We start from the raw sequence: 25,622 nt of genomic DNA, 5'->3' as shown, positions 1-25,622 counted from the left end.
AAAAGACCGGCTATGGCAACCGGTCTTTTAATTATGAAGCGTTGAGGGTTAGGCCGCTTCAGGTTTACGCAGTTTTTCCAGCATCTTTACCGGCTGAGTCGCCAGTTCCTCCGGTTCAAACTCGTCCACATTAATGCTGCGCAGACGGCTTTCTTCCGCTTTGATCAGAATATCCGCCTCTTCCTGGGTGATCTGTCCTTTCTCCAGCGCCTGTTGCGCCAGCACGTCGAGACGGGTGAAGGAGAGGTTTTTACCCAGCGCTTTGCAGATGCGCTCATGGATGGGCTCGGCGGCAATCACATCCTGCAGCGCTTCTTCCAGCAGGCCCACCGGGTTGTACTCACTTGGCGTCAGGTACTGACCGCGACCAATACGCGAACGGGTTGCCGACGGGGTTTGCAGGATCTTCGCCACTTTATGGTCCAGCTTATCGGACGGTGCATCGTAACGGCGTCCCAGCGGGAAGATCACAACGCGCAGCAGACCGGCGACAGCCGCATTCGGGAAGTTGCGCAGCAGGTCGTCAATGGCTTGTTCAGCCTGGTGCAGCGCATCCTGAACGCCCCAGTGCAGCAGCGGCAGATCGGCCTCGTTGCGGCCTTCGTCGTCATAGCGTTTCAGTACAGCCGAGGCCAGATAAAGTTGGCTCAGCACATCACCCAGGCGCGCCGAGATACGTTCGCGGCGTTTCAGGCTACCGCCCAGTACCGCCATCGACACATCAGACAGCAGCGCCAGGTTTGCGCTCAGGCGGTTCAGGTGCTGATAGTAACGTTTAGTGGCGTCGCGGGTCGGCGTGCGGCTGGTTAAGCCGTTGGTCAGGCCCAGCCAGAAGCTGCGCACTTTATTGCTGCCGACATGGCCAATATGCTTGAACAGCAGCTTATCAAACGCATCCACGTCGTTGCTCTGCGCGGCAGCCATCTCTTCCAGCACATACGGATGACAGCGGATCGCGCCCTGGCCGAAGATCATCATGCTACGGGTCAGGATGTTCGCGCCTTCAACGGTAATTGCGATAGGCGCGCCCTGGTAGGCACGGGCCAGGAAGTTGCTTTCGCCCAGCATAATGCCTTTCCCGCCGGTGATGTCCATCGCATCAATTATGGACTGCTGTCCGCGGTGGGTGCAGTGATACTTCACAATCGCCGACAGTACCGCCGGTTTCTCGCCCAGCATGATGCCGTAGGTGATCAGCGACGCCGCCGCATCCATCACATAGGCGTTACCGGCGATACGCGCCAGCGGCTCTTCGATCCCTTCCATCTTACCAATAGAGATTTTGAACTGGCGGCGGATATGGGCATAAGCACCCGTCGCCAGCGCGACGGATTTGATTCCGCCCGTCGAGTTAGACGGCAGGGTGATACCACGCCCCACGGAGAGACATTCCACCAGCATACGCCAGCCCTGGCCGGCCATCGCCGGGCCGCCGATGATGTAATCGATCGGTACGAAGATATCGTTGCCGCGAGTCGGGCCATTCTGGAACGGCACGTTCAGCGGGAAGTGGCGTTTGCCGATTTCCACGCCGGGGGTGTTAGTCGGGATCAGCGCACAGGTGATACCCAGCTCTTGTTCGCCGCCCAGTAAACGATCCGGATCAGACAGTTTAAACGCCAGGCCCAGCACGGTGGCGATAGGGGCCAGGGTGATATAACGTTTGTTCCAGGTCAGGCGCATACCCAGCACCTGCTCACCTTTCCAGTCGCCCATGCAGACTACGCCGGTATCCGGAATAGCGCCGGCATCGGAACCCGCTTCCGGGCTGGTCAGCGCAAAGCAGGGGATTTCCAGGCCACGGGCCAGACGCGGCAGATAATGATTCTTCTGCTCGTCGGTACCGTAATGTTGCAGCAATTCGCCTGGGCCTAACGAGTTAGGTACGCCGACGGTGATCGCCAGAATGCCCGACACGCCAGAGAGTTTTTGCAGCACGCACGACTGGGCGTAAGCCGAGAACTCCAGCCCGCCGTACTCTTTCTTAATGATCATCGCGAAGAAGCGGTGCTCTTTCAGGTACGCCCACAGCTCCGGCGGCAGGTCGGCCATTTCATGGGTGATCTGGAAGTCGTTAGCCATACGGCACGCTTCTTCCACCGGCCCGTCGATAAACGCCTGCTCTTCTGCCGTTAACTGCGGCTTCGGATAGTTGTGCAGCTTCTGCCAGTCAGGATTACCCTGGAACAGCTCGCCTTCCCACCAGGTGGTCCCGGCATCGATGGCTTCTTTTTCAGTGCGCGACATCGGCGGCATCACCTTGCGGAAGCCTTTAAACACCGGCGCGGAGATCAGCGACTTACGCATCGGGATTAGGTTGAACGGCACAAGGATAATCGCGAGGGGAACCAACACCCAGATCGACCACAGGCCAGACGCGCCTAACGCAGCGGTCCAGGCAAGCAGGATCAGGCTGCTGGCCAGCAAATTGACCCGGTGATAAAACAGCACGCCGAGCAGAATAACGGTGGCAACAATACTCAACATCATCATAGCTAAAAGCTCCCTGTCTTGTAGGAGGTCGGACCACTTGTGATGATTAGGTTGTAGTGGAAGCGCAGTTTTTTAGCAATGTATTTACAATATAATTACAACCTGGTTCACATTGTTCCTGTCGATTGGCTGAAATGGATGAGAAAGGGCACCGGGTGATGCTTCTCGCTTTCAAGCCTATCCGGTACACTGCGAGGGTTATTTTCATTCATCCTTAAGGAAATCCTCATGTACCAGGATCTGATTCGCAGCGAGCTGAACGAAGCCGCAGAAACGCTGGCTAACTTCCTGAAAGACGACGCTAATATTCACGCTATCCAGCGTGCGGCGGTCCTGCTGGCAGACAGCTTTAAAGCCGGCGGCAAAGTACTCTCCTGTGGCAACGGCGGTTCACACTGCGACGCGATGCATTTTGCGGAAGAGCTGACGGGCCGTTACCGCGAAAACCGTCCGGGGTATCCGGCTATTGCGATTTCTGATGTTAGCCACATCTCCTGCGTCAGCAACGACTTCGGCTATGACTACATTTTTTCCCGCTACGTTGAAGCGGTAGGCCGTGATGGCGACGTGCTGCTGGGGATTTCTACCTCCGGCAACTCTGCGAACGTGATTAAAGCTATCGAAGCGGCCCGCGCCAAAGGGATGAAAGTGATCACCCTCACCGGTAAAGACGGCGGCAAAATGGCGGGCAGCGCGGATATCGAAATCCGTGTGCCGCACTTCGGTTATGCCGATCGCATTCAGGAGATCCACATCAAAGTGATCCACATCCTGATCCAGCTGATCGAAAAAGAAATGGTAAAAGCGTAATTGCACGACAGGGGCGCAAGCCCCTTTTTTGAAACGGGAGGTGGGGGATGTGTGAACTGCTCGGGATGAGCGCCAATGTGCCAACCGATATCTGCTTTAGCTTTAGCGGACTGGTTCAGCGCGGCGGCGGTACCGGTCCGCATAAAGATGGCTGGGGTATTACCTTTTATGAAGGTAAAGGCTGTCGCACCTTTAAAGACCCGCAGCCCAGCTTTAATTCGCCCATTGCCCGGCTGGTCCAGGAATACCCGATCAAATCCTGTTCGGTGGTGGCGCATATCCGCCAGGCGAACCGGGGAAAAGTGGCGCTGGAAAACACCCATCCGTTTACCCGTGAACTGTGGGGCCGTAACTGGACCTACGCGCATAACGGGCAGCTTAAAGGCTACCAGGGTCTGGAGACCGGGAATTTTCGTCCGGTCGGGGAAACTGACAGCGAGAAAGCCTTTTGCTGGCTGCTGCATAAGCTGACCACGCGCTATCCGCGCACGCCCGGCAATATGGAAGCGGTATTTCGCTACGTGGCGTCGCTGGCGGGGGAGCTGCGTGACAAGGGCGTGTTTAACATGTTGTTGTCAGACGGGCGCTACGTGATGGCGTTTTGCTCGACCAACTTATTCTGGATAACCCGGCGTGCGCCGTTTGGCGTGGCGAAGCTGTTGGATCAGGACGTGGAAATCGACTTTCAGCAGGAGACCACACCCAACGATGTGGTCACCGTGATTGCCACTCAGCCGCTGACCGGCAATGAAACCTGGCAAAAAATCATGCCAGGTGAGTGGGCGTTATTTTGTCTCGGGGAGCGTATAGTTTGAGGCTAGCTGCGGCTGAACCGCCTGGCTGCCGATCGGCTTGCTGACCACATAGCGGCCATCCACTACCGAGACCACAGGCGGCTGGTGGGTGGCGGCGAAATAATCGTAACCCGGCTTCAGCTGCTTCCAGAAATCGATGTGGTACGAGTATTTATGGCGCTGCATGTTGGCGTCGGTCATGCGGAACGGATAAATACTCACCTGAACGTTAGGCTGACCAAACACCAGCGCGCCGGTCACGAACTGGAAGATCTCGTCAATGCCCTGGTCGGTCATGGCGTAGCAGCCAACCGACACGCAGGCGCCGTGAATCATCAGGTATTTGCCTTCATAGCCGTGCGCGCGGTCATACGCGTTAGGGAAGCCGATATTAATCGCTTTATAGAAGCGGCTATCCGGCTTCAACTGGCTGCGCTGCACCGAGTAAAATCCTTCCGGGCTTTTGAAGTCGCCCTGGCGCTGCTTCGGGCCGAGGCCGCCGGAATAGCTACAGATGCGGTAAGTGTCCAGCAGTTGATACTGCTCGCCCATTTTCACATACAGATCGAGGGTGCGTTCTTCCTTAAAGATCTGAATATAAACCGGCGAGCCCATCAGCTGCTGTCTCAGTTCTTTTTTGATCGGTGTGGCGCTGTCATTGCTGAGTAGGCTGGCGAACGCCAGGCACGGCATCAGAAGCATCGCAAGTATCACTGCGATTTTACGCATACTGCTTGTTTCCTTGATAAATCGATAACAAATGCCGGAACGGCACAACAAAAAGAAACCCTAAATCGGATGATTCTGGATTGAGTGCGCTCACATTAGCACCGCTGTTATTTTTCGCAAGCGCGCCGAGGTGAGTTTACAATTCAGTTTTGCTACACAGTATTGCCTGGTCCGCCTGCGCGCGGCAAAAACTTTGCGCGCTTCCTCGCAGTTATGATTCCTTTTCATCTATTTCTGACGCTAATCAATCGATTGATGGTACCATTCACGCCGTATGATGACCTGCACAGAAGAAAGGAAATTCTCCTGACGATCATTACCCGAACTTTGCCTTTTCTGGCGTTGTCGGCAGTAGCGCATTCGTAACGTCCCATCCTTCTTTTCTTCCACATTGCAGCGATGTTCAACTCTGGTTTCGGCATTCCATGCCGGGAATTACGTTAACTATTCCGTGCTAACCTTATGATTAAAATTAAAAAAGGGCTAAATCTTCCCATCGCGGGCCTGCCGGAACAGCAGGTGACGGATGGCCCCGTTATTCAGCACGTAGCCTTGCGTGGCGAGGAGTACGTTGGCATGCGCCCCTCAATGCTGGTCAAAGAAGGCGACCGGGTCATGAAAGGGCAAGCGCTGTTTGAAGATAAAAAAATCCCCGGCGTACTGTTCACCGCGCCCGCCAGCGGCGAGGTGGTGGCGATCCATCGTGGGGAGAGACGTGTTTTACTGTCTGTGGTCATTCGCGTTGAAGGCGATGAGCAGCGAACCTTTGCCCGCCATGAGCGCGCCTCGCTGGCCTCGCTTCCCCGTGAAACGGTGCAAAACCAGTTACTGGATTCCGGATTATGGACGGCGTTCCGTACCCGGCCATTCAGTAAAGCGCCCGTACCGGGCAGCGTACCGGCGGCGATTTTCGTTACTGCCATGGACACCAACCCGCTGAGCGCCAGGCCTGAGCCGATTATTCTTAGCCATCGCGCCATGTTCGATGCGGGGCTGAGCGTGCTCACGCGCCTCACGCCGGGCAAAGTACACGTCTGCCAGGCCAGCGGCGGCAAGTTAGGCGGCCATACCAGCGGCCAGGTGACTTTTAACGAGTTTGCCGGTCCCCACCCGGCGGGCCTGCCGGGCACCCATATTCACTTTCTGGAGCCGGTCAGCCTGCATAAGCAGGTGTGGCACCTGAATTACCAGGATGTGATTGCTATCGGCAAGCTGTTCATCGACGGCGAACTGTGGACCGAGCGGGTCATTGCGCTCGGCGGCCCACAGGTGAAAAACCCGCGTTTAATCCGCACCCGGCTGGGCGCATCGCTGGACGAGCTCACCGCAGGAGAGTTGCAGGACGGTGCCAACCGCATTATTTCCGGTTCGGTGCTAAACGGCGTGCGCGCCCACGGGCCGCATGCGTACCTGGGGCGTTTTCATCTCCAGGTCAGTGTCTTGCCTGAAGGCGGGGATAAAGAGCTGTTCGGCTGGGTGATGCCCGGTAAAGAGAAGTTCTCGATTACCCGCACCACGCTGGGCCACTTCCTGAAAAACAAGCTGTTCAACTTCTCCACCGATACCAACGGCGGGGAGCGCGCTATGGTGCCGATCGGCAATTACGAACGCGTGATGCCGTTAGATATCTTACCGACCCTACTGCTGCGCGATTTGCTGGCGGGCGATACCGATGCCGCGCAGGCGTTAGGTTGCCTGGAGCTGGATGAAGAGGATTTAGCGCTCTGTACCTATGTTTGCCCCGGAAAATATGAGTACGGCCCGGTGCTGCGCGACGTGTTAACCCGTATTGAGCAGGAAGGATAAGCAATGGGTTTGAAGCACTTTTTTGAAAAGCTGGAGCCGCATTTTATCGAGGGCGGCAAGCTGGCGAAGTATTACCCGCTGTATGAAGCAACGGTCACTATCTTTTACACGCCGGGCATGGTTACGAAGGGCGCGTCCCACGTGCGTGACGCCATCGACTTAAAGCGCATGATGATCCTGGTGTGGTTCGCGGTATTCCCGGCCATGTTCTGGGGCATGTACAACGTCGGGCTGCAAACCATTCCCGCCTTAAACAAGCTCTATGAGCCTGCGCAACTGGCACAGGTGATTGCCAACAACTGGCATTACCAGACGGCGCAGTGGCTCGGCGTCAGCTTCGCGCCGGACGCGGGCTGGATCAGCATGATGACGCTGGGAGCCGTTTACTTTCTGCCGCTCTACCTGACGGTATTTCTGGTGGGTGGGTTCTGGGAAGTACTGTTCGCTATCGTGCGCAAACATGAAATTAACGAAGGCTTTTTCGTTACGTCGATCTTGTTCGCCCTGATTATCCCACCGACGCTGCCGCTCTGGCAGGCGGCGCTGGGCATCAGCTTTGGCGTAGTGATTGCCAAAGAGCTGTTCGGCGGCACCGGGCGTAACTTCCTCAACCCGGCGCTGGCGGGGCGCGCGTTCCTGTTTTTCGCCTATCCGGCACAAATCTCCGGCGACCTGGTGTGGACCGCCGCGGACGGTTTTTCCGGCGCGACGCCGCTCTCCCAGTGGGCGACGGGCGGCGGCGAATCGCTGGTGGATATCACCACCGGTCTGCCGGTGAGTTGGATGGATGCCTTCCTCGGCTTTATCCCCGGCTCGATTGGCGAAGTCTCTACGCTGATGATCCTGATTGGCGGGGCCATTATTTTGTTTGGCCGCGTCGCTTCCTGGCGCATCGTGGCGGGCGTGATGGTTGGCATGATCGCCACCGCCACGCTGTTTAACCTTATCGGCTCCGACACTAACCCATTGTTCTCCATGCCCTGGTACTGGCATCTGGTGCTCGGCGGGTTCGCCTTCGGGATGATGTTTATGGCTACCGACCCGGTGTCCGCTTCCTTCACCGAGAAGGGCAAATGGTGTTACGGCGCGTTGATTGGCGTGATGTGTGTCCTGATCCGCGTGGTCAATCCGGCGTATCCGGAAGGCATGATGCTGGCGATCCTGTTTGCCAACCTGTTTGCGCCGCTGTTCGACTACGTGGTGGTGCAGGCCAATATCAAGCGGAGGGCGTCCCGTGGCTGAGGTGAAAAGTTTCGATACCCCAGGCAGAACGCTGCTGGCGGTGCTGGTGCTGTGCCTGGTGTGCTCGGTGATTGTGGCGGGCTCGGCGGTGGGCCTAAAGTCGCGTCAGCAAGAGCAAAAGCTGCTTGATAAGCAGCGCAATATTTTGCAGGTCGCCGGGCTGATGGCCCCAAATTTGACCAACGAAGAGGTCAAATCAATCTATGACACGCGCATCAGCGCGCGGCTGGTGGATTTGAAAACCGGCGAGTTCGTTAACAAAGACCCGGCGCAGTTCGATCAAAGCCTGGCGCTGAAAGACCCGGAGCTCAGCATCGCACTGCCTGCGGAGCAGGACCCGGCGGGCATTAAGCGCCGCAGCAATATTGCGGAAATCTATCTGGTGCGCGACGAGCAGCAACAAACCCAGGAGATCGTGTTGCCGGTCTACGGCAACGGGCTGTGGTCGGTGATGTACGCCTTCGTGGCGCTGGATACCGATGGCCGCACGGTTAAGGGCATTACGTACTATGACCACGGCGAAACCCCTGGTCTGGGCGGCGAAATCGAAAACCCAAACTGGCAGCAAGGCTGGGTCGGTAAAAAGCTGCTTGATGAGAGCGGCAAACCGGCGCTGAAGATTGTCAAAGGCAGCGCGCGTTCAGGTGATGAATACGGCGTGGACGGGCTTTCCGGCGCGACGTTGACCTCTAACGGCGTGCAGCACAGTTTTGATTTCTGGATGGGCGAACGCGGTTTTGGCCCGTTCTTAAAACGCCTTCGTGAAGGAGCGCTCAACAATGGCTGAAATCAGCAATATGAAAGAGATCAAGCGGGTGCTGGTCAGCCCGCTGGTGGATAACAACCCGATCTCCTTACAGGTGCTCGGCGTCTGTTCGGCGCTGGCGGTCACCACCAAACTGGAAACGGCTTTTGTGATGACTCTGGCGGTGACGCTGGTGACGGCGTTTTCCAGCATGTTTATCTCGATGATCCGCCACTACATCCCCAACAGCGTGCGCATCATCGTGCAGATGGCGATCATCGCCTCGCTGGTGATCGTGGTGGATCAGATCCTGCGCGCCTTCGCCTATGAGATCTCTAAACAGCTGTCAGTATTTGTCGGCCTGATTATTACCAACTGCATCGTGATGGGGCGCGCCGAAGCTTACGCCATGAAATCCCCGCCGCTGGCGAGCTTTATGGACGGGATCGGTAACGGTCTGGGCTACGGCGTGATTTTGATCGTGGTCGGTTTCCTACGCGAGCTTTTCGGCAGCGGCAAACTGTTTGGCGTCACCGTGCTGGATACCGTGCAAAACGGTGGCTGGTACTTGCCGAACGGCCTATTTCTGCTGGCCCCGAGCGCGTTCTTTATTATCGGGCTGCTGATTTGGGCGCTGCGTACCCTGAAGCCTGAACAGCAGGAAAAGGAGTAATTCCATGGCCCATTACATAAGCCTGTTTGTGCGCGCGGTGTTTGTCGAAAACATGGCGCTGGCCTTCTTCCTGGGGATGTGCACCTTCCTGGCGGTGTCGAAAAAGGTTTCGACGGCATTTGGCCTGGGCGTGGCAGTCACCGTGGTGCTGGGCATTTCGGTGCCGGTCAACAACCTGGTCTTTAACCTGGTGCTGCGTGATGGCGCGCTGGTGAACGGTGTCGACCTGAGCTTCCTGAACTTCATCACGTTTATTGGGGTAATCGCCGCGCTGGTGCAAATCCTCGAGATGATCCTCGATAAGTATTTCCCGTCGCTGTACAACGCGCTGGGCATCTTCCTGCCGCTGATCGCGGTGAACTGCGCCATCTTCGGCGGCGTCTCGTTTATGGTGCAGCGCGACTATAACTTCAGCGAATCTATCGTTTACGGCTTTGGCTCTGGCATCGGTTGGATGCTGGCGATTGTCGCCATGGCGGGGATCCGCGAAAAGCTGAAATACGCCAATGTGCCAGCGGGTCTGCGCGGCCTGGGGATTACCTTTATTACCACCGGCCTGATGGCGCTGGGCTTTATGTCCTTCTCCGGTGTGCAGCTTTAAGGGATAGCTATGACAGAAATATTACTTGGCGTGGGGATGTTCACGCTGATTGTTCTGGTGCTTTCAGTGCTGATTTTGTTCGCCAAATCGCTGCTGGTTAACGCCAGCGATGTCGTGATTGAAATCAACGACGACACCGATAAACAGTTCCGCGCCCCGGCGGGGGACAAGCTGCTCAATACCTTATCAAACCAGGGGATCTTCGTGTCATCCGCCTGTGGCGGCGGCGGTTCCTGCGGCCAGTGCCGCGTGACGGTGAAGTCCGGCGGCGGGGACATTCTGCCCACCGAGCGGGCGCATATCTCGAAACGCGAAGCCAAAGACGGCTGCCGTTTAGCCTGCCAGGTGGCGGTGCGCCAGGATATGAAAATCGAGCTGCCGGAAGAGATCTTTGGCATTAAAAAATGGCAGTGCGAAGTAATCTCTAACGATAACAAAGCCACGTTTATCAAAGAGCTGAAACTGCGCATTCCTGAAGGTGAAGATGTCCCGTTCCGCGCGGGCGGATACATTCAAATCGAATGCCCGCCGCACACGGTGAATTACGCCGATTTCGACGTGCCGCAGGAATATCGTGGCGACTGGGAAAAATTCAATCTGTTCCGCTTCCAGTCAACCGTGACCGAGCCCTGCGTACGCGCCTATTCGATGGCGAACTACCCGGACGAGAAAGGCATCATCATGCTGAACGTGCGTATCGCCACGCCGCCGCCGGGCGTACCTGATGCGCCGCCGGGGATTATGTCCTCGTATATCTGGTCGCTGAAGGCCGGGGATAGCGTGACCATTTCCGGGCCGTTCGGCGAGTTCTTTGCCAAAGAGACCGACGCAGAAATGGTGTTTATTGGCGGCGGGGCAGGCATGGCGCCGATGCGTTCGCATATTTTCGACCAGCTGGTGCGCCTGAAAACCCAACGCAAAATCAGCTTCTGGTACGGCGCGCGCTCGCTGCGCGAAATGTTCTACCAGGAGGAATTTGAGCAGTTGGCGCGGGACAATCCGAACTTTACCTTCCATATTGCGCTGTCCGATCCGCTGCCGGAGGATAACTGGACCGGCTATACCGGGTTTATCCATAATGTCCTGTACGAAAACTACCTGCGCGACCATCCTGCCCCGGAAGATTGCGAGTTCTATATGTGTGGCCCGCCGATGATGAACGCTGCGGTCATTACCATGCTGAAGAACCTGGGCGTTGAGGATGAAAACATCCTGCTGGATGATTTCGGAGGTTAATCATGTTGACCATTTTTATCGCCACCTTTGCCATCTTCCTGCTGGTGATTTTCGGCATGTCGCTTGGCGTGCTGATCAAACGTAAAACCCTCCAGGGGAGTTGCGGAGGGATTTCCGCGCTGGGCATGGAGAAAGTGTGCGACTGCCCTGAACCCTGCGATGCGCGTAAAAAGCGTCTCGCCCGGGCGGCTCAGCGCCAGAACCGCATTCTCTAATCTGAATCGCCTCCTTTATGGGGGCGATGTCTTATCCCGCTCTTCTCAATTTGCCAAATCACGCTGTATACTTATCCAGTGTTATTCCTGAGGTGGGCTATGCGCAAAATTATTCACGTCGATATGGACTGCTTTTTTGCAGCCGTAGAGATGCGCGACAACCCGGCATTACGCGATATCCCCATCGCTATCGGCGGCAGCCGGGAGCGGCGCGGGGTCATCAGCACAGCGAACTATCCGGCGCGCAAATTTGGCGTGCGTAGTGCTATGCCGACGGGAATGGCCCTGAAACTTTGTCCCCATCTCACGCTGTTACCTGGCCGCTTCGACGCCTATAAAGAAGCCTCTAACCATATCCGTGAAATTTTCCTGCGCTATACGCCGCTGATCGAACCGCTCTCGCTGGATGAAGCCTACCTGGACGTCACCGACAGCCCGCACTGCCACGGCTCGGCAACGTTAATGGCGCGAGAAATCCGCCAGACCATTTTTGATGAACTGCAACTCACCGCCTCCGCCGGTATCGCGCCAATAAAGTTCGTGGCGAAAATCGCCTCAGATCTCAATAAGCCCAACGGCCAGTGCGTGATCACCCCGGAAGAAATGCCTGCGTTTTTGAAAACGTTGCCGCTGTCGAAAATCCCGGGCGTAGGGAAAGTCACGGCTGGCAAGCTGGAAAAGCTGGGCCTGGTAACCTGTGAAGACGTGCAGAAATGCGATCTGGCCTCACTGTTAAAGCGTTTTGGTAAATTCGGGCGAGTGCTGTGGGAGCGCAGCCAGGGTATTGATGAGCGTCAAGTCAGCAACGACCGGCAGCGTAAATCCATCGGTGTGGAACGTACCCTGGCCGAGGACATTCACGACTGGGCCGATTGTGAGCAAATCGTCGAACGCCTGTACCCGGAACTGGAGCGCCGGCTGGCGAATGTTAAACCCGACCTGTTAATTGCCCGCCAGGGCGTTAAGCTTAAGTTTAATGATTTCCAGCTCACCACCCAGGAGCACGTCTGGCCACGGCTCAATAAAGAAGATTTGCTTGCCACGGCGCGTAAAACCTGGGACGAGCGGCGCGCCGGGCGCGGCGTTCGCCTGGTGGGCCTGCATGTCACCCTGCTTGACCCACAGCTGGAGCGTCAGTTGGTGCTTGGTCTTTGACTTACTAATACAGGAGGCAGTGATGGTAAAAAGCGCGCCAGTTATTCGTCGCTATCATCCACGCGATTTCCCTGATGTTGTAGAGGTGTTCCTGCGCTCGGTTAGCGAAGTGGCGGCCAAAGATTATAACGAGGCGCAAACCCGCGCCTGGGCGCAGATTGATGAACAACGCTGGATGGTACGTCTGTCGCACGCCTGGACGTTTGTCGCCTGTAACCATGACGAAATTGCCGGGTTTATTACTCTCGAGCGCGATGGGCATCTTGATTTGCTGTTTGTGCATCCTGATTACCAGCGGCAAAAAACCGCTACCGCGCTGTTGAATCGCCTGGAAAACCAAGCCCGCGCGCAAAACATTGCCACGCTGTTTACCGAAGCCAGCATTACGGCGCGGCCTTTCTTTGAGCGGCACGGATTCAAAGTCATAGCGAAACAAACCGTGGGGTTACGGGGTGAGGATCTCGTGAATTACCGAATGCAGAAATGGTTGGGCGAAGCGCATACTCTGCTGGAATACCGTGAACTGAGCGAATAAAAAAGGGCAACATCGCGTTGCCCTTAATCTACGACTTATTTAGCCGGAATGGCTTTCAGCAGTTCCGTGAGAAGCGTCCAGTACTGGCCGACGCTTTCAATATGAACCTGCTCATCCGGGGAGTGCGGCCCGGTGATGGTTGGCCCAATCGACACCATATCCATGTCAGGATACGGTTTCTTGAACAGACCGCATTCCAGACCCGCGTGGATCACCTGAATGTTCGGCGTCTTGTTGAACAGCTTCTGGTAAGTTTCACGCACCAGCGCCATCACCGGCGAGCTGGCGTCCGGCTGCCAGCCAGGATAGCTGCCTTTGGCTTCGGTTTGCGCGCCGACCAGGCCGCCCAGCGATTCCAGCATACCGACTACGTAATCTTTACCGCTGTCGATAAGCGAACGGATCAGGCAGATAATCTGCGCGCTGTCCTGCTCCATTGTCACCACGCCAACATTCAGGGACGTTTCCACCACGCCTTTCGCCACGTCGGAGTTACGGATCACGCCGTTCGGGGTGGCGTTCAGCAGGCTGATAAACGCATCGCGGCTTGTCGCGGTCAGGGCGGATTTATCGGTTGTTGCGCTATCCAGCAGCACCACCAGATTTTTTTCCACTACCGACAGTTCGTTTTTCAGGATGTCCTGATAGTGGCTGGCCAGGTTTTTCAAGTCAGCCGCGTTGTCTGCCGGAACGGCAACGGTGGCAAAGGCTTCACGCGGGATGGCGTTACGCAGGGTGCCGCCGTTAAAGTCCACCAGACGCAGGTCCAGTTCTCTGGCGTGACCGGCCAGAAAACGCGCCAGCAGTTTGTTGGCGTTGCCCAGGCCTAAATGAATATCGCCGCCAGAGTGGCCGCCTTTCAGGCCCTTCAGCGTCAGTTTGAAGGTCTCAAAACCTGCCGGAATTGCCTCGCGATCCAGTTTCAGGGTGGTGATAAAGTCGATACCCCCTGCGCAGCCCATGTAGATTTCACCTTCTTCTTCGGAGTCGGTGTTAATCAGAATGTCGGCTTTTAACCAGCCTGGCTGCAAACCAAACGCGCCGTCCATGCCCGCTTCTTCGGTCATGGTCAACAGCACTTCCAGCGGGCCGTGGGCCACGGAATCATCCGCCAGCACCGCCAGCGCGGACGCCATGCCGATGCCGTTATCCGCACCCAGCGTGGTGCCGCGCGCTTTCACCCATTCGCCGTCGATCCACGGTTGAATCGGGTCTTTGGTGAAGTCATGGTCGGTATCGTTATTTTTCTGCGGCACCATATCAAGGTGCGCCTGCAGGACCACCGTTTTGCGGTTTTCCATACCGGCAGTGGCCGGTTTGCGGATCAGGATGTTGCCAACGCTGTCGCGCTCCGCTTCCAGTCCTTTCTCACTGGCCCAGCTTAAAATGTGTTCGGCGAGTTGTTCTTCATGATAAGACGGGTGAGGGATGGAGCAGATTTTGGCAAAAATATCCCACAGCGGCTGCGGGGAGAGTTGAGACAGTTCAGACACGTTAAGTCTCCTTGACGTTGACCCGGCAAAAGGGGCTGCCGGTCACAGGTTTACCTGATTACGATGTACCACAAGCCAAGCTTGCGTGATGTCGTGAGCATACCACTTTCTGTTACATCATGTAGACCGCCTCACGTAAAAACCGCAGCGGATGCCGCACAGCACTGGTTTTTAGTGCGTCAGATCTCTATAATCTCGCGCAACCTATTTTCCCCTGAATACTTTTAAGCCGTTTAAAACAGGCCGGGACACTTCACATGAGCGAAAAATACATCGTCACCTGGGACATGTTGCAGATTCACGCCCGCAAACTGGCAAGCCGCTTGCTGCCAGCCGATCAATGGAAAGGCATTATTGCCGTGAGCCGCGGTGGTTTGGTCCCTGGCGCGCTGCTGGCCCGTGAACTGGGTATTCGCCATGTCGATACCGTCTGTATTTCCAGCTACGATCACGACAACCAGCGTGAGCTGAAAGTGATCAAGCGCGCTGAAGGCGACGGCGAAGGCTTTATCGTGATTGACGATCTGGTGGACACTGGCGGTACGGCGGTTGCCATCCGTGAGATGTACCCTAAAGCGCATTTCGTGACCATTTTCGCCAAGCCGGCCGGGAAACCGCTGGTGAATGACTATGTTGTCGACATCCCGCAGGACACTTGGATTGAGCAGCCGTGGGACATGGGCGTGGTCTTTGTACCGCCGTTGTCTGGCCGTTAATGCGAAACCGCGTTTTGCCTGACTGATATCAACGCCCGCTTGCCGGGCGTTTGTTTTTTTTAGCCCCTGACACGCTACAATAGGGCCATTGAGCGTTATGGAGGCTGAACGACATGGCAAAAAATCTGAGCGAAACCCTGTTTAAACCCCGCTTTAAACACCCGGAGACGTCAACACTCGTTCGGCGGGTGCATCATACTGGCCATCCCGCCATTCAGTCCGCCCTTGATGGTAAGAATATTCCCCACTGGTATCGGATGATTAACCGTCTGATGTGGGTATGGCGCGGCATCGATCCGCGTGAAATTCTCGACGTGCAGGCGCGCATTGTGATGAGTGACGCCGAACGTACCGATCCGGCGCTGTACGACACGGTGATCGGCTATCGCGGTGGCAACTGGATTTACGAATGGTCGAAACAGGCCATGCTGTGGCAGCAACGGGCAGGGCAGGCGGAAGACGACGCCACCGCCGGTCGCCACTGGTTGAAAGCCTCTAATCTTTACAGCATCGCCGCCTATCCGCACTTAAAAGGTGATGAGCTGGCGGAACAAGCCCAGGCGCTGGGGAACCGTGCCTACCAGGAAGCGGTGCAGCGCCTGCCGTTCAACATCCGCGAGCTGGAATTTAACGTACCGGGCGGCAGCCCCGTCAGCGGTTTTTTACACCAACCGAAGGGCGACGGGCCGTTCCCTACCGTGCTGATGTGCGGTGGTCTGGACGCATTACAAAGCGATTATTTCAATCTGTTCGAGCAATATTTCGCGCCGCTGGGCATTGCGATGCTGACCCTTGATATGCCGTCAGTCGGCTTCTCGGCAAAATGGAAACTCACCCAGGACTCCAGCCTGCTGCACCAGCACGTGTTGAAATCCCTGCCGGAACTCCCCTGGATTGACCACACCCGCGTGGCGCTGTTCGGCTTTCGTTTTGGGGCCAACGTGGCAGTGCGTTTAGCCTATCTCGAATCGCCGCGCCTCAAAGCGGTGGCGTGTCTGGGGCCAATGGTTCATCAACTGCTGACTGACACCACGCTGCAAAACAAAGTGCCGGAAATGTATATGGACGTGCTGGCCAGCCGGTTGGGCATGTACGATGCGGCGGATACCGCGCTGCGCACCGAGCTCAACCGCTATTCGCTAAAAACTCAGGGGTTGCTGGGCCGCCGTTGTCCGACGCCGATGCTGTCAGGTTACTGGAAAAACGATCCTTTCAGCCCGCCTGAGGAGTCGCGCTTCATCACCTCGTCATCATCCGATGGCAAATTGCTGGAGATACCCTTTAATCCGGTGTATCGCAATTTTGATAAAGCGTTAAAAGAAATTGCCGGATGGATTAACAATCGATTTGGTTAATAGATTGCTAAATTCCATTGTTTTGGTAAAACAGTTGCTTCACCAAAGGAGATTGCAATGACGTTACCGAGTGGACACCCGAAGAGCAGGATGATTAAAAAGTTCACGGCCCTGGGCCCGTATATCCGGGAAGGGCAATGTGAAGACAACCGTTTCTTTTTCGATTGCCTGGCAGTTTGCGTCAATGTCAAACCCGCGCCGGAAAAGCGTGAGTTCTGGGGATGGTGGATGGAACTGGAAGCGGAAGAGAAACGCTTTACCTATACCTGGCATTTTGGTCTTTATGATGAAGAAGGCCACTGGCAGGCAACGGCGATTAAAGATCGTGAAGTGAATGAAAAGCTGGAGCAAACCCTGCGTGATTTCCACGAGCGTCTGCGCGAGTTGTTAGCGTCATTGGATTTGAAGCTAGAGCCGGCAGATGATTTTGCCGAAGCGAATATCAAACTCACCGCCTGATAGTTTCCCCTCTTTAAAAGCAAAACCCCCGTTTACACGGGGGTTTTGTTGCTGATTAGAATTGGTAAGTCATACCCACGGCAACGATGTCATCGTCGTTGATGCCGAGCGCATTGTTTTTATGAATTTGGTTAATTTTGTAATCAACAAAGGCGGACATGTTTTTGTTGAAATAGTAAACCGCCCCCACGTCAAAGTAGTTGACTAAATCAACGTCGCCGATGTTTTCGATATCTTTACCTTTCGACTGGACATAGCCCAGGGACGGACGCAGACCGAAGTCGAACTGATACTGAACAACCACTTCAACGTTCTGCGCCTTATTCGCTGCGCCAATGTAACTGTCACTGGCATAAACCGGTGTCATGTTACGGGTTTCAGAGTACATGGCCGCAATGTAGATATTGTTGGCGTCATATTTCAGGCCGGTCGCCCAGGCTTCTGCTTTGTCGCCTCTGCCGACACGCTGGATATTCTGTCTGTCGGTGCGTTCAGAGTTGGTGTACGCGGCACCAATGCTGTAAGGGCTGCCGCCGAAGTCATAGGTCATTGCCGTACCGAAACCGTTACCGTTTTCAGTGCGCGCGCTGCGGTCGCCATTGGCTCCCTGGTATTGCAGGGTAGTGTTCAGACCATCGACGACACCGAAGAAATCGGTATTACGGTAAGTCGCCAGACCATTGGCACGCTTAGCCATAAAGTTATCGTTATGACCGGAGGAGTCGCCGCCGAACTCCGGGAACATATCGGTCCAGGCTTCCACGTCATACAGCGCGCCCAGGTTACGACCATAATCGAGCGAGCCGTAGTCCTGAAGTTTTAAGCCAGCATAAGCCAGGCGGGTTTTTTGCGTGTTAGCCGCCCCTTCTTCTTTGTTACCGGCGAATTCCGCTTCCCAACGGCCATAGCCAGTCAGTTCATTATTAATTTGTGTTTCGCCTTTAAAGCCGAAACGCGCGTAGGTTTTATCGCCGTCTTTTGCAGAGTAATCGCTCATGTAATGCATGGCTTTCACTCGTCCGTAGACGTCCAGTTTATTACCGTCTTTGTTATAAACTTCAGCTGCTTGCGCTGCTGATGCTGTAACCAAGCTCATCATCACTAATGCCAGTGTGCTTTTCTTCATTTTTAATCCTTTTTATTCATCCTTTTTATGGCTGCCATTAATAGAGCAACTATCAGTTAAAGAAATAGATGCGCCCTATATGACATTGCAGGAATGATATATTTCAAAGAAAGAATAAGCATGAATAAAAGTGAGATAAGGTTTCTAAAAATGTAATTTTCGGAATTTTAAATAAACATTATGGCTTCTGTCCGAATACCTCAGAAAACGCGCCAGCCCGTTTAATTGGCTCTACGTGAATGTTGAAACGACAGGGGATAACGGAAAGCGATTCTGCGTAAACGAGGGGGTATTGCCTGAAAGCAAAACCCCCGCTTGCGCGGGGGGTCTGGTAGCCATACGAGTTTACTGCTTAGAACTGATACGTCACACCAACGGCAACGATGTCATCGTTGTTGATGCCGAGCGCATTGTCGTCATCCAGTTGGTTGATTTTGTAGTCCACGAAGGCGGACATGTTTTTGTTGAAGTAGTAAACCGCGCCCACGTCGATATATTTCACTAAATCAACGTCGCCGATACCATTAATGTCTTTGCCTTCAGACTGTACGTAGCCCAGGGACGGACGCAGGCCGAAGTCGAACTGATACTGAACCACGGCTTCGAAGTTCTGTGCTTTGTTAGCAAAGCCACCAGAAATCGGCGTCATGTTGCGGGTTTCAGAATACATGGTCGCCAGGTACAGATTGTTGGCGTCGTATTTCAGACCGGTTGCCCAGGCTTCGGCTTTTTTACCCTGGCCGCGCAGTTGACGTTCTTGCAGGTCTGTACGGTCGGAGTTGGTGTACGCGCCGCCGATGCTGAATGCGCTGCCGCCGAAGTCATACGTTACCGCAGTACCGAAACCGTCGCCGTTTTCTTTGCTGGCGGTACGGCCTTCGTTTTTAGCCTGATATTGCAGTGTGGTGTTCAGACCGTCGATCGCGCCGAAGAAATCGGTGTTACGGTAAGTCGCCAGGCTGCTGGAACGCTTGGTCATGAAGTTATCGGTCTGGCCGGAAGAGTCGCCGCCGAATTCCGGGAACATATCGGTCCAGGCTTCTACGTCGTACAGCGCGCCCAGGTTACGCCCGTAGTCGATAGAACCGAAATCCTGGAATTTAATACCGGCGAAAGCCAGACGGGTTTTCTGCGCGTTAGCCGCGCCTTCTTCTTTGTTACCCGCAAATTCCGCTTCCCAGCGGCCAAAGCCAGTAATGGCGTCGGTGATCTGAGTTTCACCTTTGAAGCCGAAACGAACATAAGTCATGTCACCGTCTTTCGCGGCGTAATCACTCATGTAGTGCATTGCTTTAACGCGGCCGTATACATCCAGTTTGTTGCCGTTCTTGTTATACACTTCTGCTGCCTGCGCCGCTGATGCTGCTACAACGCCCATCACCACTAATGCCAACGTGCTTTTTTTCATTTTCAATCCCAATGTTTTTATACGCGCTAAGTTTCGGACATCCGCCCATTGAAAATCGCCATGAATCATAACGAGCCTGTATGAAAGATCTGTGACAGAGTAAGAAAAAATATAAAAAAGAATGAAACGATGTTTCTAAAAATGTTGTTTCCTTGATGTTTGGTAATATTTGGCCTTCGCGCCGCACAATGTTTGGGGATTTAAAGCCGGGCAGTTGGCAAGTCGCCTGACTCCTGTTACAACGTCTTTCTGATTGTTCTTTTACTAATTTTTGTTGAAACGGCAGAGAATCATGAGTGACAGCCAGACCCTGGTCGTAAAACTAGGGACCAGTGTCTTAACAGGCGGTTCGCGCCGCCTGAACCGCGCCCATATTGTGGAATTGGTGCGCCAGTGCGCCCGGCAACATGCCGCCGGGCATCGCATTGTTATCGTTACGTCCGGGGCTATCGCTGCCGGGCGTGAACACCTGGGGTATCCAGAACTTCCGGCGACCATCGCGTCGAAACAGCTTCTTGCCGCCGTGGGGCAAAGCCGCCTGATCCAACTCTGGGAGCAGTTGTTCTCTATTTACGGGATCCACGTCGGGCAGATGTTGCTGACCCGCGCTGATATGGAAGATCGTGAACGTTTTCTGAACGCTCGCGATACGCTGCGCGCTCTGCTGGATAACAACATCGTTCCGGTCATCAACGAAAACGACGCGGTCGCCACGGCGGAAATCAAAGTTGGCGATAATGACAATCTTTCCGCGCTGGCCGCGATCCTGGCGGGTGCCGATAAACTGCTGCTGCTGACCGATCAGCAAGGGCTGTTTACCGCCGACCCGCGCAGCAATCCGCAGGCGGAGCTGATCGCTGATGTTCACGGTATTGACGACGCGCTGCGCGCTATTGCTGGCGACAGCGTATCCGGCCTGGGCACTGGCGGTATGGGGACTAAACTGCAAGCCGCCGATGTGGCCGGACGCGCTGGGATCGAGACCGTAATCGCCGCAGGCAGCAAACCGGGCGTGATTGGCGATGTCATCGAAGGGCTGCCAGTGGGCACGCGCTTTCATCCCCAACAGTCGCCGCTGGAAAACCGTAAGCGCTGGATTTTTGGCGCGCCGCCCGCCGGTGAAATCAGCGTCGATGAAGGGGCGCAAACGGCGATTCTGGCGCGCGGCAGTTCTCTGCTGCCAAAAGGCATCAAAACCGTGACCGGCAATTTCTCGCGTGGTGAAGTGATCCGCATCCGCAACCAGGAAGGACGCGACATCGCCCACGGCGTGAGCCGCTATAACAGCGATGCGCTGCGCCGTATTGCCGGGCATCACTCCCAACAAATCGACGCCATTCTCGGTTATGAATATGGCCCGGTCGCCGTCCATCGCGACGACCTGATCCTCATTTAAGGAGCCTGCAATGCTTGAACAAATGGGTAAAGCGGCGAAAGCGGCTTCTTACCGGCTGGCGCTGTTATCGAGCCGCGAGAAAAACCGCGTGCTGGAGAAAATCGCCGATTATCTTGAAGCTCAGGCGGACGCCATCCTGAGCGCCAACCAGCAGGATCTGGCCGAAGCCAAAGCCAGTGGCCTGAGCGACGCCATGCAGGACCGCCTGGCGCTGACGCCTCAGCGTCTGCACGCGATCGCCAACGACGTGCGCCAGGTGTGCAACCTTGCCGACCCGGTGGGGCAGGTGATTGACGGCGGCGTGCTCGACAGTGGGCTGCGCCTTGAGCGCCGTCGGGTGCCGCTCGGCGTGATTGGCGTGATTTATGAAGCTCGCCCGAACGTCACGGTGGATGTGGCGTCGCTGTGCCTGAAGACCGGCAACGCAGCGATTTTGCGCGGCGGTAAAGAAACCTGGCGCACCAATGCCGCCACGGTAAAAGTCATCCAGCAGGCGCTGGAAGAGTGCGGATTACCGGCGGGTGCGGTTCAAGCCATTGAAAGCCCGGATCGCGCGCTGGTCTCTGAAATGCTGCGCATGGATAAGTACATCGACATGCTGATCCCACGCGGTGGCGCGGGCCTGCATAAGCTGTGCCGCGAGCAGTCCACCATTCCGGTGATCACCGGCGGAATTGGCGTATGCCATATTTTTGTTGATGAGAGCGCGGAAATCGACGCGGCGTTGAACGTGATCGTCAATGCCAAAACCCAACGCCCGAGCACCTGCAACACCGTAGAAACGCTGCTGGTACATCAGGGGATCGCTGACCGTTTCCTGCCTGCCCTGAGCGAAAAAATGGCTGCCAGCGGCGTAACGCTGCATGCGGACAGTCACGCGTTTGAGCAGTTGAAAAATGGCCCGGCGCAGTTGGTAGCGGTGAAGCCGGAAGAGTATGACGATGAATTCCTGTCGCTGGATATTAACGTCAAGCTGGTGGCAGACATTGACGGCGCGATTGCCCATATCCGCGAGCACGGCACTCAGCATTCCGACGCGATCCTGACGCGTACCCTGCGCAATGCCGACCGTTTCGTCAATGAAGTGGACTCGTCAGCGGTCTACGTCAACGCCTCGACGCGCTTTACTGATGGCGGACAGTTCGGTCTGGGCGCGGAAGTGGCGGTCAGCACCCAGAAACTGCACGCGCGAGGGCCGATGGGCCTCGAAGCGCTCACCACCTATAAGTGGATCGGCTACGGCGACGATACTGTTCGCGTCTGATAAGAAAGGGTGATGCTCAGGCATCGCCCTTTTTTTGCTGTGCGCCTTCCAGTTGTTCCTGCTTGCGAAACGCGCTGGGCGAAAGGCCAACCGCACGATGAAAATCCCGCGAGAAATGCAGCGGGTCGTTATACCCCACCTGCACCGCAATCCGGCTGATGCTTTCCTGCGTTTCGACCAGCAGCCTTCGCGCCTGAGATAAACGATAGTTCTTCAGCCATTTCAATGGGCTTTGGTTGAATGTTGTCTGGAATAAGCGGAACAGCTGCGACTTACTTACCTGGCAGTAATGCATAAACTTCTCAATATCCCAGTCATCGTTGTAATGGCTGTGGATCTGATACAGCAGCTTGCCCAGCCCGCGATGGGTGATCACCTGAGATTGCGCGGCATCGTGGCTGCGGTTTTCCAGCAGGGTAAAAATCAACTGGCTGCACAGCATATCGCAGTGGGCATCGGTCACCAGGGTATAGCTGTTCATCTGGTCGAAAATATGGTGATAAATTTCAACGATCTTTTGTGGATTGTCGAACTGGAAAACTGGCCGCTGGGGAACGTCCATTATCTGCATGATATTGTTGAGTTTTGAACCTTCTATGCGCAGCCAGAGGATCGCCCAGGGAGAGTGTTTGTCGGGGTAATGCTCATGCGGCCAGCGCACCGGCAGCCAGGCCAGTTGCCCTTCGCGCACCGGATAAAGCCTGTCTTCAATCCGGATAAACCCCGCGCCGCGCAGGCAAAACAGCAATTCATGGCCCACCACCGACTGACGATGCACGTGGAAATCCGCCGCAGTCTCAATATGCCCGGCGCGCAAAATCCGGTAGTTCATCAGGGTGGAAAATTCGTCAGAACCCCGATACCAGTTGGCGATCGCTCGGGTGCGTTGCTTTTGTTTCTGCATAGCGGCCTGGTTTCTTGTTTGCCCGTTTCGCCTGGCATAGTGGCATTTTTCGCCACCCGGCAGGCACTGCTCTGTGAGTGATTTTTGACCTGACTCACATTTTCATTGACATGAAAATTTCATCCATGTTCCAGGGAATTCTGCCTATCACGCTCATCGTACATCCTGCCTAAAGTAACGACATCTTCACGGCACACTTACACGCTTTTTACTTACCAGACAGGAGCTGTCCATGATTAATTTTAACGATCCGCGCCAGGTCGCCAGGGCGATTCAGTACACCAACGTCAACCCGGATTTGACACGCGAAGGGGTGATTAAACATCTGGAAACCTGCATGCAGTATCAGTTTGATGCGGCCATGATTGCGCCCTGCTGGGTTTCCCTTGCCAAAGACATGCTGAAAGGCAGCGGCGTGCGGGTGGCAACCACGGTCAACTTCCCCATGGCTAACGACACCACGGCAATGAAAATAGCAGTGGTGCGCGAGCTGGCGAAAGAAGGTGCCGATGAGTTCGACTTCCCGCCAAACCCCGGCTATCTGTTGGGCGGCCAGGAAGATCTCTATTTTAACGAGCTGAAAAGCGTGACCCACGTGGCTCATGACCTGGGGATGAAAGTGAAAGCCATGCTGGAGTTTGGTTTCATCACCGAAGAAGCGTTGAAAATCAAAGCCACCCGTTATGCCTTTGAAGCAGGCATTGATTGGGTGAAACAGTCCAGCGGCTGGGGCAAAGGCGGTTGCGAAGCGACGGTAGAAGATGTTCGACTTCTCAAAGCCAATATTCAGTTACCGTGCCGGGTAAAAGTATCAGGTAAGGTCAATACCCTGGAAAAAATGAAAGCGATGTTCGAAGCCGGGGCCGAACTGGTCGGCACCAGCTCCGGGCCGGAACTGGTCAAAGGCCTGACGGGGGATATCAACGCTTATTAATACGTCGCCGCCGCAAGTGTAACTGCGGCGGCGCAGTGTTATGCCATTGTCAGTCAAGAAGGGGAATTACTGATGAGTATTTTTATCCTTGGCAGTTATGCCAAAGCGCTGGTCATGACGGCAGATCGTATTCCTATGGCGGGCGAGACGTTAATCGGCACTGATTTTCGCCAGACCTGGGGCGGGAAAGGCTCGGATATGGCGGTGCAGGCGGCACGGCTTGGGGCGAAAGTAGCCTACGCCGGCGTCGTCGGTGACGATACGTTTGGCCATGAATTCGTGACCCTGATGCGCGACGAAGGCGTGAATATCAACGCGTTGACCTTAACCCCTGAACTGCCTACCGGAGCCGGGTTAATCATCAAAGACAATCAGGCCCGCAACGTGATTGTGGTGGATATGGGGGCCAATAAACTGTTTAGCCCGGCGCACGTGGACGAGGCGAAAGCGCTCATTGAACAGAGCAGCGTAGCGCTGGCGCAGCTGGAAATCCCGCTGGAGACCGCGCTTTACGGGCTGAATGTCGCTAAACAGCTCGGCAAAACCACCATTCTTAATCCGGCTCCCGCCCAGGACTTACGCGGCGTGAACCTAAACCCTATCGATTACCTGACCCCTAATGAAACCGAAGCCCGCGTGTCGCTGGGCCTGGCACCGGACGATGCGCGCAGCAACCGCGAAATCGCCGATTTGCTGCTGGAGACCGGCTGCCGCTATGTGGTAATGACGCTGGGCGAAGCCGGCAGTGCCGTATTCAGCCGCACCGACACCCTGGAAATCCCGTCCTGCAAAGTGGAGGTGGTAGACAGCAACGGCGCAGGAGACAGCTTCAATGCGGGGCTGGCGGTTGCATTAAGCGAAGGGCAGCCAATTGAAAAGGCGGCGTTTTTCGCCAATGCCACCGCCGCGCTGTGCTGCTGCGACTGGGAAACCGTGCCCTCCTACAAAACGCGTAAAGAAGTCGAACAATTTCTCGGTTGTTAATTATAAAAACTCAATTCGGAGAGATAACCATGAGACCTGAACGTATCCTACATCCTCAACTCGCGGCGGCGCTGTCCACCCTCGGCCATACCGATATTATCCTGGTGACCGATGCCGGTTTCCCCATCCCGCCGCACGCTAATCGCATCGACCTCGGTTTCTGGCCGGGCATTCCCGACGTGACCGATATTCTGCGCGTGCTGCGCCATGAAGTGTTTGTTGAAGACATTAAATTCGCCCGGGAAGTGCGCGACTGTAACGCGGACCTGTACCGTCAGGTGCAGGATATCTTTACCGGCTCCGGGACAGATTTCAGCGAAGCCAGCCATGAAGTGCTGTGTAATGAACTCGCTTATAAAGCCAAAGTGATTATTCGCTCCGGCTCATTCAACCCGTGGGCTAATTTCGCGCTGGTGGCCAGTACCGACCCGTTCGCGTGGTTTGCCGACGGCACTAACGTCCAGCCGCTGCCTGCCTATGTGACGCGCCGCCAGCGGATTAAAGAGAATCATGTCCCGCAGCTTAACTCACGCGCGTAGGCATTTTATC

Annotated in this window: 25 protein-coding genes; 19 read left to right on the top strand and 6 right to left on the bottom strand. The window is 55.5% G+C overall.

All coding sequences use genetic code 11. The features are described from left to right. Window positions 1–48: 48 nt before the first annotated feature. Window positions 49–2,493, bottom strand: coding sequence for an acyl-CoA dehydrogenase FadE (fadE, locus tag ACVV26_RS17700; protein ID WP_474798534.1), 2,445 nt, complete (start codon window positions 2,491–2,493; stop codon window positions 49–51). A gap of 228 nt (window positions 2,494–2,721) precedes the next feature. On the opposite strand from fadE, the gene lpcA reads away from it, so the two are divergent. Continuing rightward, entirely contained in the window at window positions 2,722–3,303 is a 582-nt protein-coding gene (lpcA, locus tag ACVV26_RS17695) for a D-sedoheptulose 7-phosphate isomerase (protein WP_125295137.1), read from the top strand. A 47-nt stretch (window positions 3,304–3,350) separates the two neighbouring features. Beyond that, on the top strand, window positions 3,351–4,118 hold the full coding sequence (locus ACVV26_RS17690) for a class II glutamine amidotransferase (RefSeq protein WP_474798533.1): 768 nt from the start codon (window positions 3,351–3,353) through the stop codon (window positions 4,116–4,118). Here the strand turns inward: ACVV26_RS17690 and dpaA are convergent. After that, window positions 4,089–4,826, bottom strand: a complete 738-nt coding sequence (gene dpaA / locus ACVV26_RS17685) for a peptidoglycan meso-diaminopimelic acid protein amidase (RefSeq protein WP_474798531.1) — start codon at window positions 4,824–4,826, stop codon at window positions 4,089–4,091. The genes ACVV26_RS17690 and dpaA overlap by 30 nt on opposite strands. A 462-nt stretch (window positions 4,827–5,288) precedes the next feature. On the opposite strand from dpaA, the gene ACVV26_RS17680 reads away from it, so the two are divergent. The 9 genes from ACVV26_RS17680 to ACVV26_RS17640 all read left to right on the top strand — a co-directional run bounded on the left by ACVV26_RS17680 (window position 5,289) and on the right by ACVV26_RS17640 (window position 13,034). After that, window positions 5,289–6,632 carry a Na(+)-translocating NADH-quinone reductase subunit A gene (locus ACVV26_RS17680; RefSeq protein WP_474798530.1) on the top strand — a complete coding sequence of 448 codons (1,344 nt, stop codon included), beginning with the start codon at window positions 5,289–5,291 and terminating at the stop codon, window positions 6,630–6,632. Between the two features lie 3 nt (window positions 6,633–6,635). Then, window positions 6,636–7,874: an NADH:ubiquinone reductase (Na(+)-transporting) subunit B gene (locus tag ACVV26_RS17675; RefSeq protein WP_474798529.1), complete on the top strand. Its 1,239-nt coding sequence runs from the start codon at window positions 6,636–6,638 to the stop codon at window positions 7,872–7,874. Further along, window positions 7,867–8,661, top strand: coding sequence for a Na(+)-translocating NADH-quinone reductase subunit C (locus ACVV26_RS17670; protein ID WP_474798528.1), 795 nt, complete (start codon window positions 7,867–7,869; stop codon window positions 8,659–8,661). The genes ACVV26_RS17675 and ACVV26_RS17670 overlap by 8 nt, the downstream gene beginning before the upstream one ends. Next, the gene (locus tag ACVV26_RS17665) at window positions 8,654–9,292 is read left to right on the top strand and encodes an NADH:ubiquinone reductase (Na(+)-transporting) subunit D (protein WP_125295131.1); all 639 of its coding nucleotides are present in this window, start codon (window positions 8,654–8,656) and stop codon (window positions 9,290–9,292) included. The genes ACVV26_RS17670 and ACVV26_RS17665 overlap by 8 nt, the downstream gene beginning before the upstream one ends. Window positions 9,293–9,296: 4 nt before the next feature. Next, window positions 9,297–9,893, top strand: a complete 597-nt coding sequence (gene nqrE, locus ACVV26_RS17660) for an NADH:ubiquinone reductase (Na(+)-transporting) subunit E (protein WP_474798527.1) — start codon at window positions 9,297–9,299, stop codon at window positions 9,891–9,893. Window positions 9,894–9,902: 9 nt separating this feature from the next. Continuing rightward, on the top strand, window positions 9,903–11,129 hold the full coding sequence (gene nqrF / locus ACVV26_RS17655; protein WP_474798526.1) for an NADH:ubiquinone reductase (Na(+)-transporting) subunit F: 1,227 nt from the start codon (window positions 9,903–9,905) through the stop codon (window positions 11,127–11,129). Between the two features lie 2 nt (window positions 11,130–11,131). Next, complete coding sequence (gene nqrM / locus ACVV26_RS17650; RefSeq protein WP_312985848.1) at window positions 11,132–11,344, top strand: (Na+)-NQR maturation NqrM; 213 nt, start codon at window positions 11,132–11,134, stop codon at window positions 11,342–11,344. A gap of 99 nt (window positions 11,345–11,443) precedes the next feature. Further along, window positions 11,444–12,499, top strand: coding sequence for a DNA polymerase IV (dinB, locus tag ACVV26_RS17645; RefSeq protein WP_474798525.1), 1,056 nt, complete (start codon window positions 11,444–11,446; stop codon window positions 12,497–12,499). A gap of 22 nt (window positions 12,500–12,521) precedes the next feature. Then, window positions 12,522–13,034: a GNAT family N-acetyltransferase gene (locus ACVV26_RS17640; protein WP_474798524.1), complete on the top strand. Its 513-nt coding sequence runs from the start codon at window positions 12,522–12,524 to the stop codon at window positions 13,032–13,034. 35 nt (window positions 13,035–13,069) lie between these two features. Here ACVV26_RS17640 and pepD read toward each other — a convergent pair whose 3' ends face one another. Next, window positions 13,070–14,527 carry a cytosol nonspecific dipeptidase gene (gene pepD, locus ACVV26_RS17635; protein ID WP_474798523.1) on the bottom strand — a complete coding sequence of 486 codons (1,458 nt, stop codon included), beginning with the start codon at window positions 14,525–14,527 and terminating at the stop codon, window positions 13,070–13,072. 257 nt (window positions 14,528–14,784) lie between these two features. Between pepD and gpt the strand changes: the two genes are divergently transcribed. The 3 genes from gpt (at window position 14,785) to crl (ending at window position 17,057) form a co-directional block, all read left to right on the top strand. Next, the gene (gpt, locus tag ACVV26_RS17630; RefSeq protein ID WP_312985856.1) at window positions 14,785–15,243 is read left to right on the top strand and encodes a xanthine phosphoribosyltransferase; all 459 of its coding nucleotides are present in this window, start codon (window positions 14,785–14,787) and stop codon (window positions 15,241–15,243) included. A gap of 113 nt (window positions 15,244–15,356) precedes the next feature. Next, window positions 15,357–16,598 carry an esterase FrsA gene (gene frsA, locus ACVV26_RS17625; protein ID WP_474798522.1) on the top strand — a complete coding sequence of 414 codons (1,242 nt, stop codon included), beginning with the start codon at window positions 15,357–15,359 and terminating at the stop codon, window positions 16,596–16,598. A 57-nt stretch (window positions 16,599–16,655) separates the two neighbouring features. Further along, window positions 16,656–17,057 carry a sigma factor-binding protein Crl gene (gene crl, locus ACVV26_RS17620; RefSeq protein ID WP_474798521.1) on the top strand — a complete coding sequence of 134 codons (402 nt, stop codon included), beginning with the start codon at window positions 16,656–16,658 and terminating at the stop codon, window positions 17,055–17,057. A 55-nt stretch (window positions 17,058–17,112) separates the two neighbouring features. On the opposite strand, the gene phoE (ACVV26_RS17615) is transcribed toward crl, so the two are convergent. Then, complete coding sequence (gene phoE / locus ACVV26_RS17615; protein ID WP_474798520.1) at window positions 17,113–18,183, bottom strand: phosphoporin PhoE; 1,071 nt, start codon at window positions 18,181–18,183, stop codon at window positions 17,113–17,115. A gap of 352 nt (window positions 18,184–18,535) precedes the next feature. Beyond that, a complete protein-coding gene (gene phoE / locus ACVV26_RS17610; RefSeq protein WP_474798519.1) occupies window positions 18,536–19,591 on the bottom strand; it encodes a phosphoporin PhoE in 1,056 nt (351 codons plus the stop codon). Window positions 19,592–19,883: 292 nt separating this feature from the next. On the opposite strand from phoE (ACVV26_RS17610), the gene proB reads away from it, so the two are divergent. After that, on the top strand, window positions 19,884–20,987 hold the full coding sequence (gene proB / locus ACVV26_RS17605) for a glutamate 5-kinase (RefSeq protein WP_161660970.1): 1,104 nt from the start codon (window positions 19,884–19,886) through the stop codon (window positions 20,985–20,987). A 10-nt stretch (window positions 20,988–20,997) separates the two neighbouring features. Beyond that, window positions 20,998–22,251 (top strand): glutamate-5-semialdehyde dehydrogenase, encoded by a 1,254-nt coding sequence (gene proA / locus ACVV26_RS17600; protein ID WP_474798517.1) that lies wholly within the window; start codon window positions 20,998–21,000, stop codon window positions 22,249–22,251. 16 nt (window positions 22,252–22,267) lie between these two features. Here the strand turns inward: proA and ACVV26_RS17595 are convergent, their stop codons facing one another. Then, window positions 22,268–23,155 carry an AraC family transcriptional regulator gene (locus ACVV26_RS17595; protein ID WP_312984833.1) on the bottom strand — a complete coding sequence of 296 codons (888 nt, stop codon included), beginning with the start codon at window positions 23,153–23,155 and terminating at the stop codon, window positions 22,268–22,270. Window positions 23,156–23,387: 232 nt separating this feature from the next. On the opposite strand from ACVV26_RS17595, the gene deoC reads away from it, so the two are divergent. The 3 genes from deoC to rbsD all read left to right on the top strand — a co-directional run bounded on the left by deoC (window position 23,388) and on the right by rbsD (window position 25,612). Continuing rightward, window positions 23,388–24,089: a deoxyribose-phosphate aldolase gene (gene deoC / locus ACVV26_RS17590; RefSeq protein ID WP_474798516.1), complete on the top strand. Its 702-nt coding sequence runs from the start codon at window positions 23,388–23,390 to the stop codon at window positions 24,087–24,089. Window positions 24,090–24,161: 72 nt separating this feature from the next. Next, window positions 24,162–25,073: a ribokinase gene (locus tag ACVV26_RS17585; RefSeq protein ID WP_474798515.1), complete on the top strand. Its 912-nt coding sequence runs from the start codon at window positions 24,162–24,164 to the stop codon at window positions 25,071–25,073. Between the two features lie 29 nt (window positions 25,074–25,102). Continuing rightward, window positions 25,103–25,612: a D-ribose pyranase gene (rbsD, locus tag ACVV26_RS17580; protein ID WP_474798513.1), complete on the top strand. Its 510-nt coding sequence runs from the start codon at window positions 25,103–25,105 to the stop codon at window positions 25,610–25,612. The last annotated feature ends 10 nt before the right edge of the window (window positions 25,613–25,622 follow it).

The sequence above is a fragment of the Atlantibacter sp. MEI4A-1023 genome (genome assembly GCF_056155425.1).
Note: the sequence above shows the minus strand (reverse complement) of the source record. Positions and strands in the feature narration are given on the sequence as shown.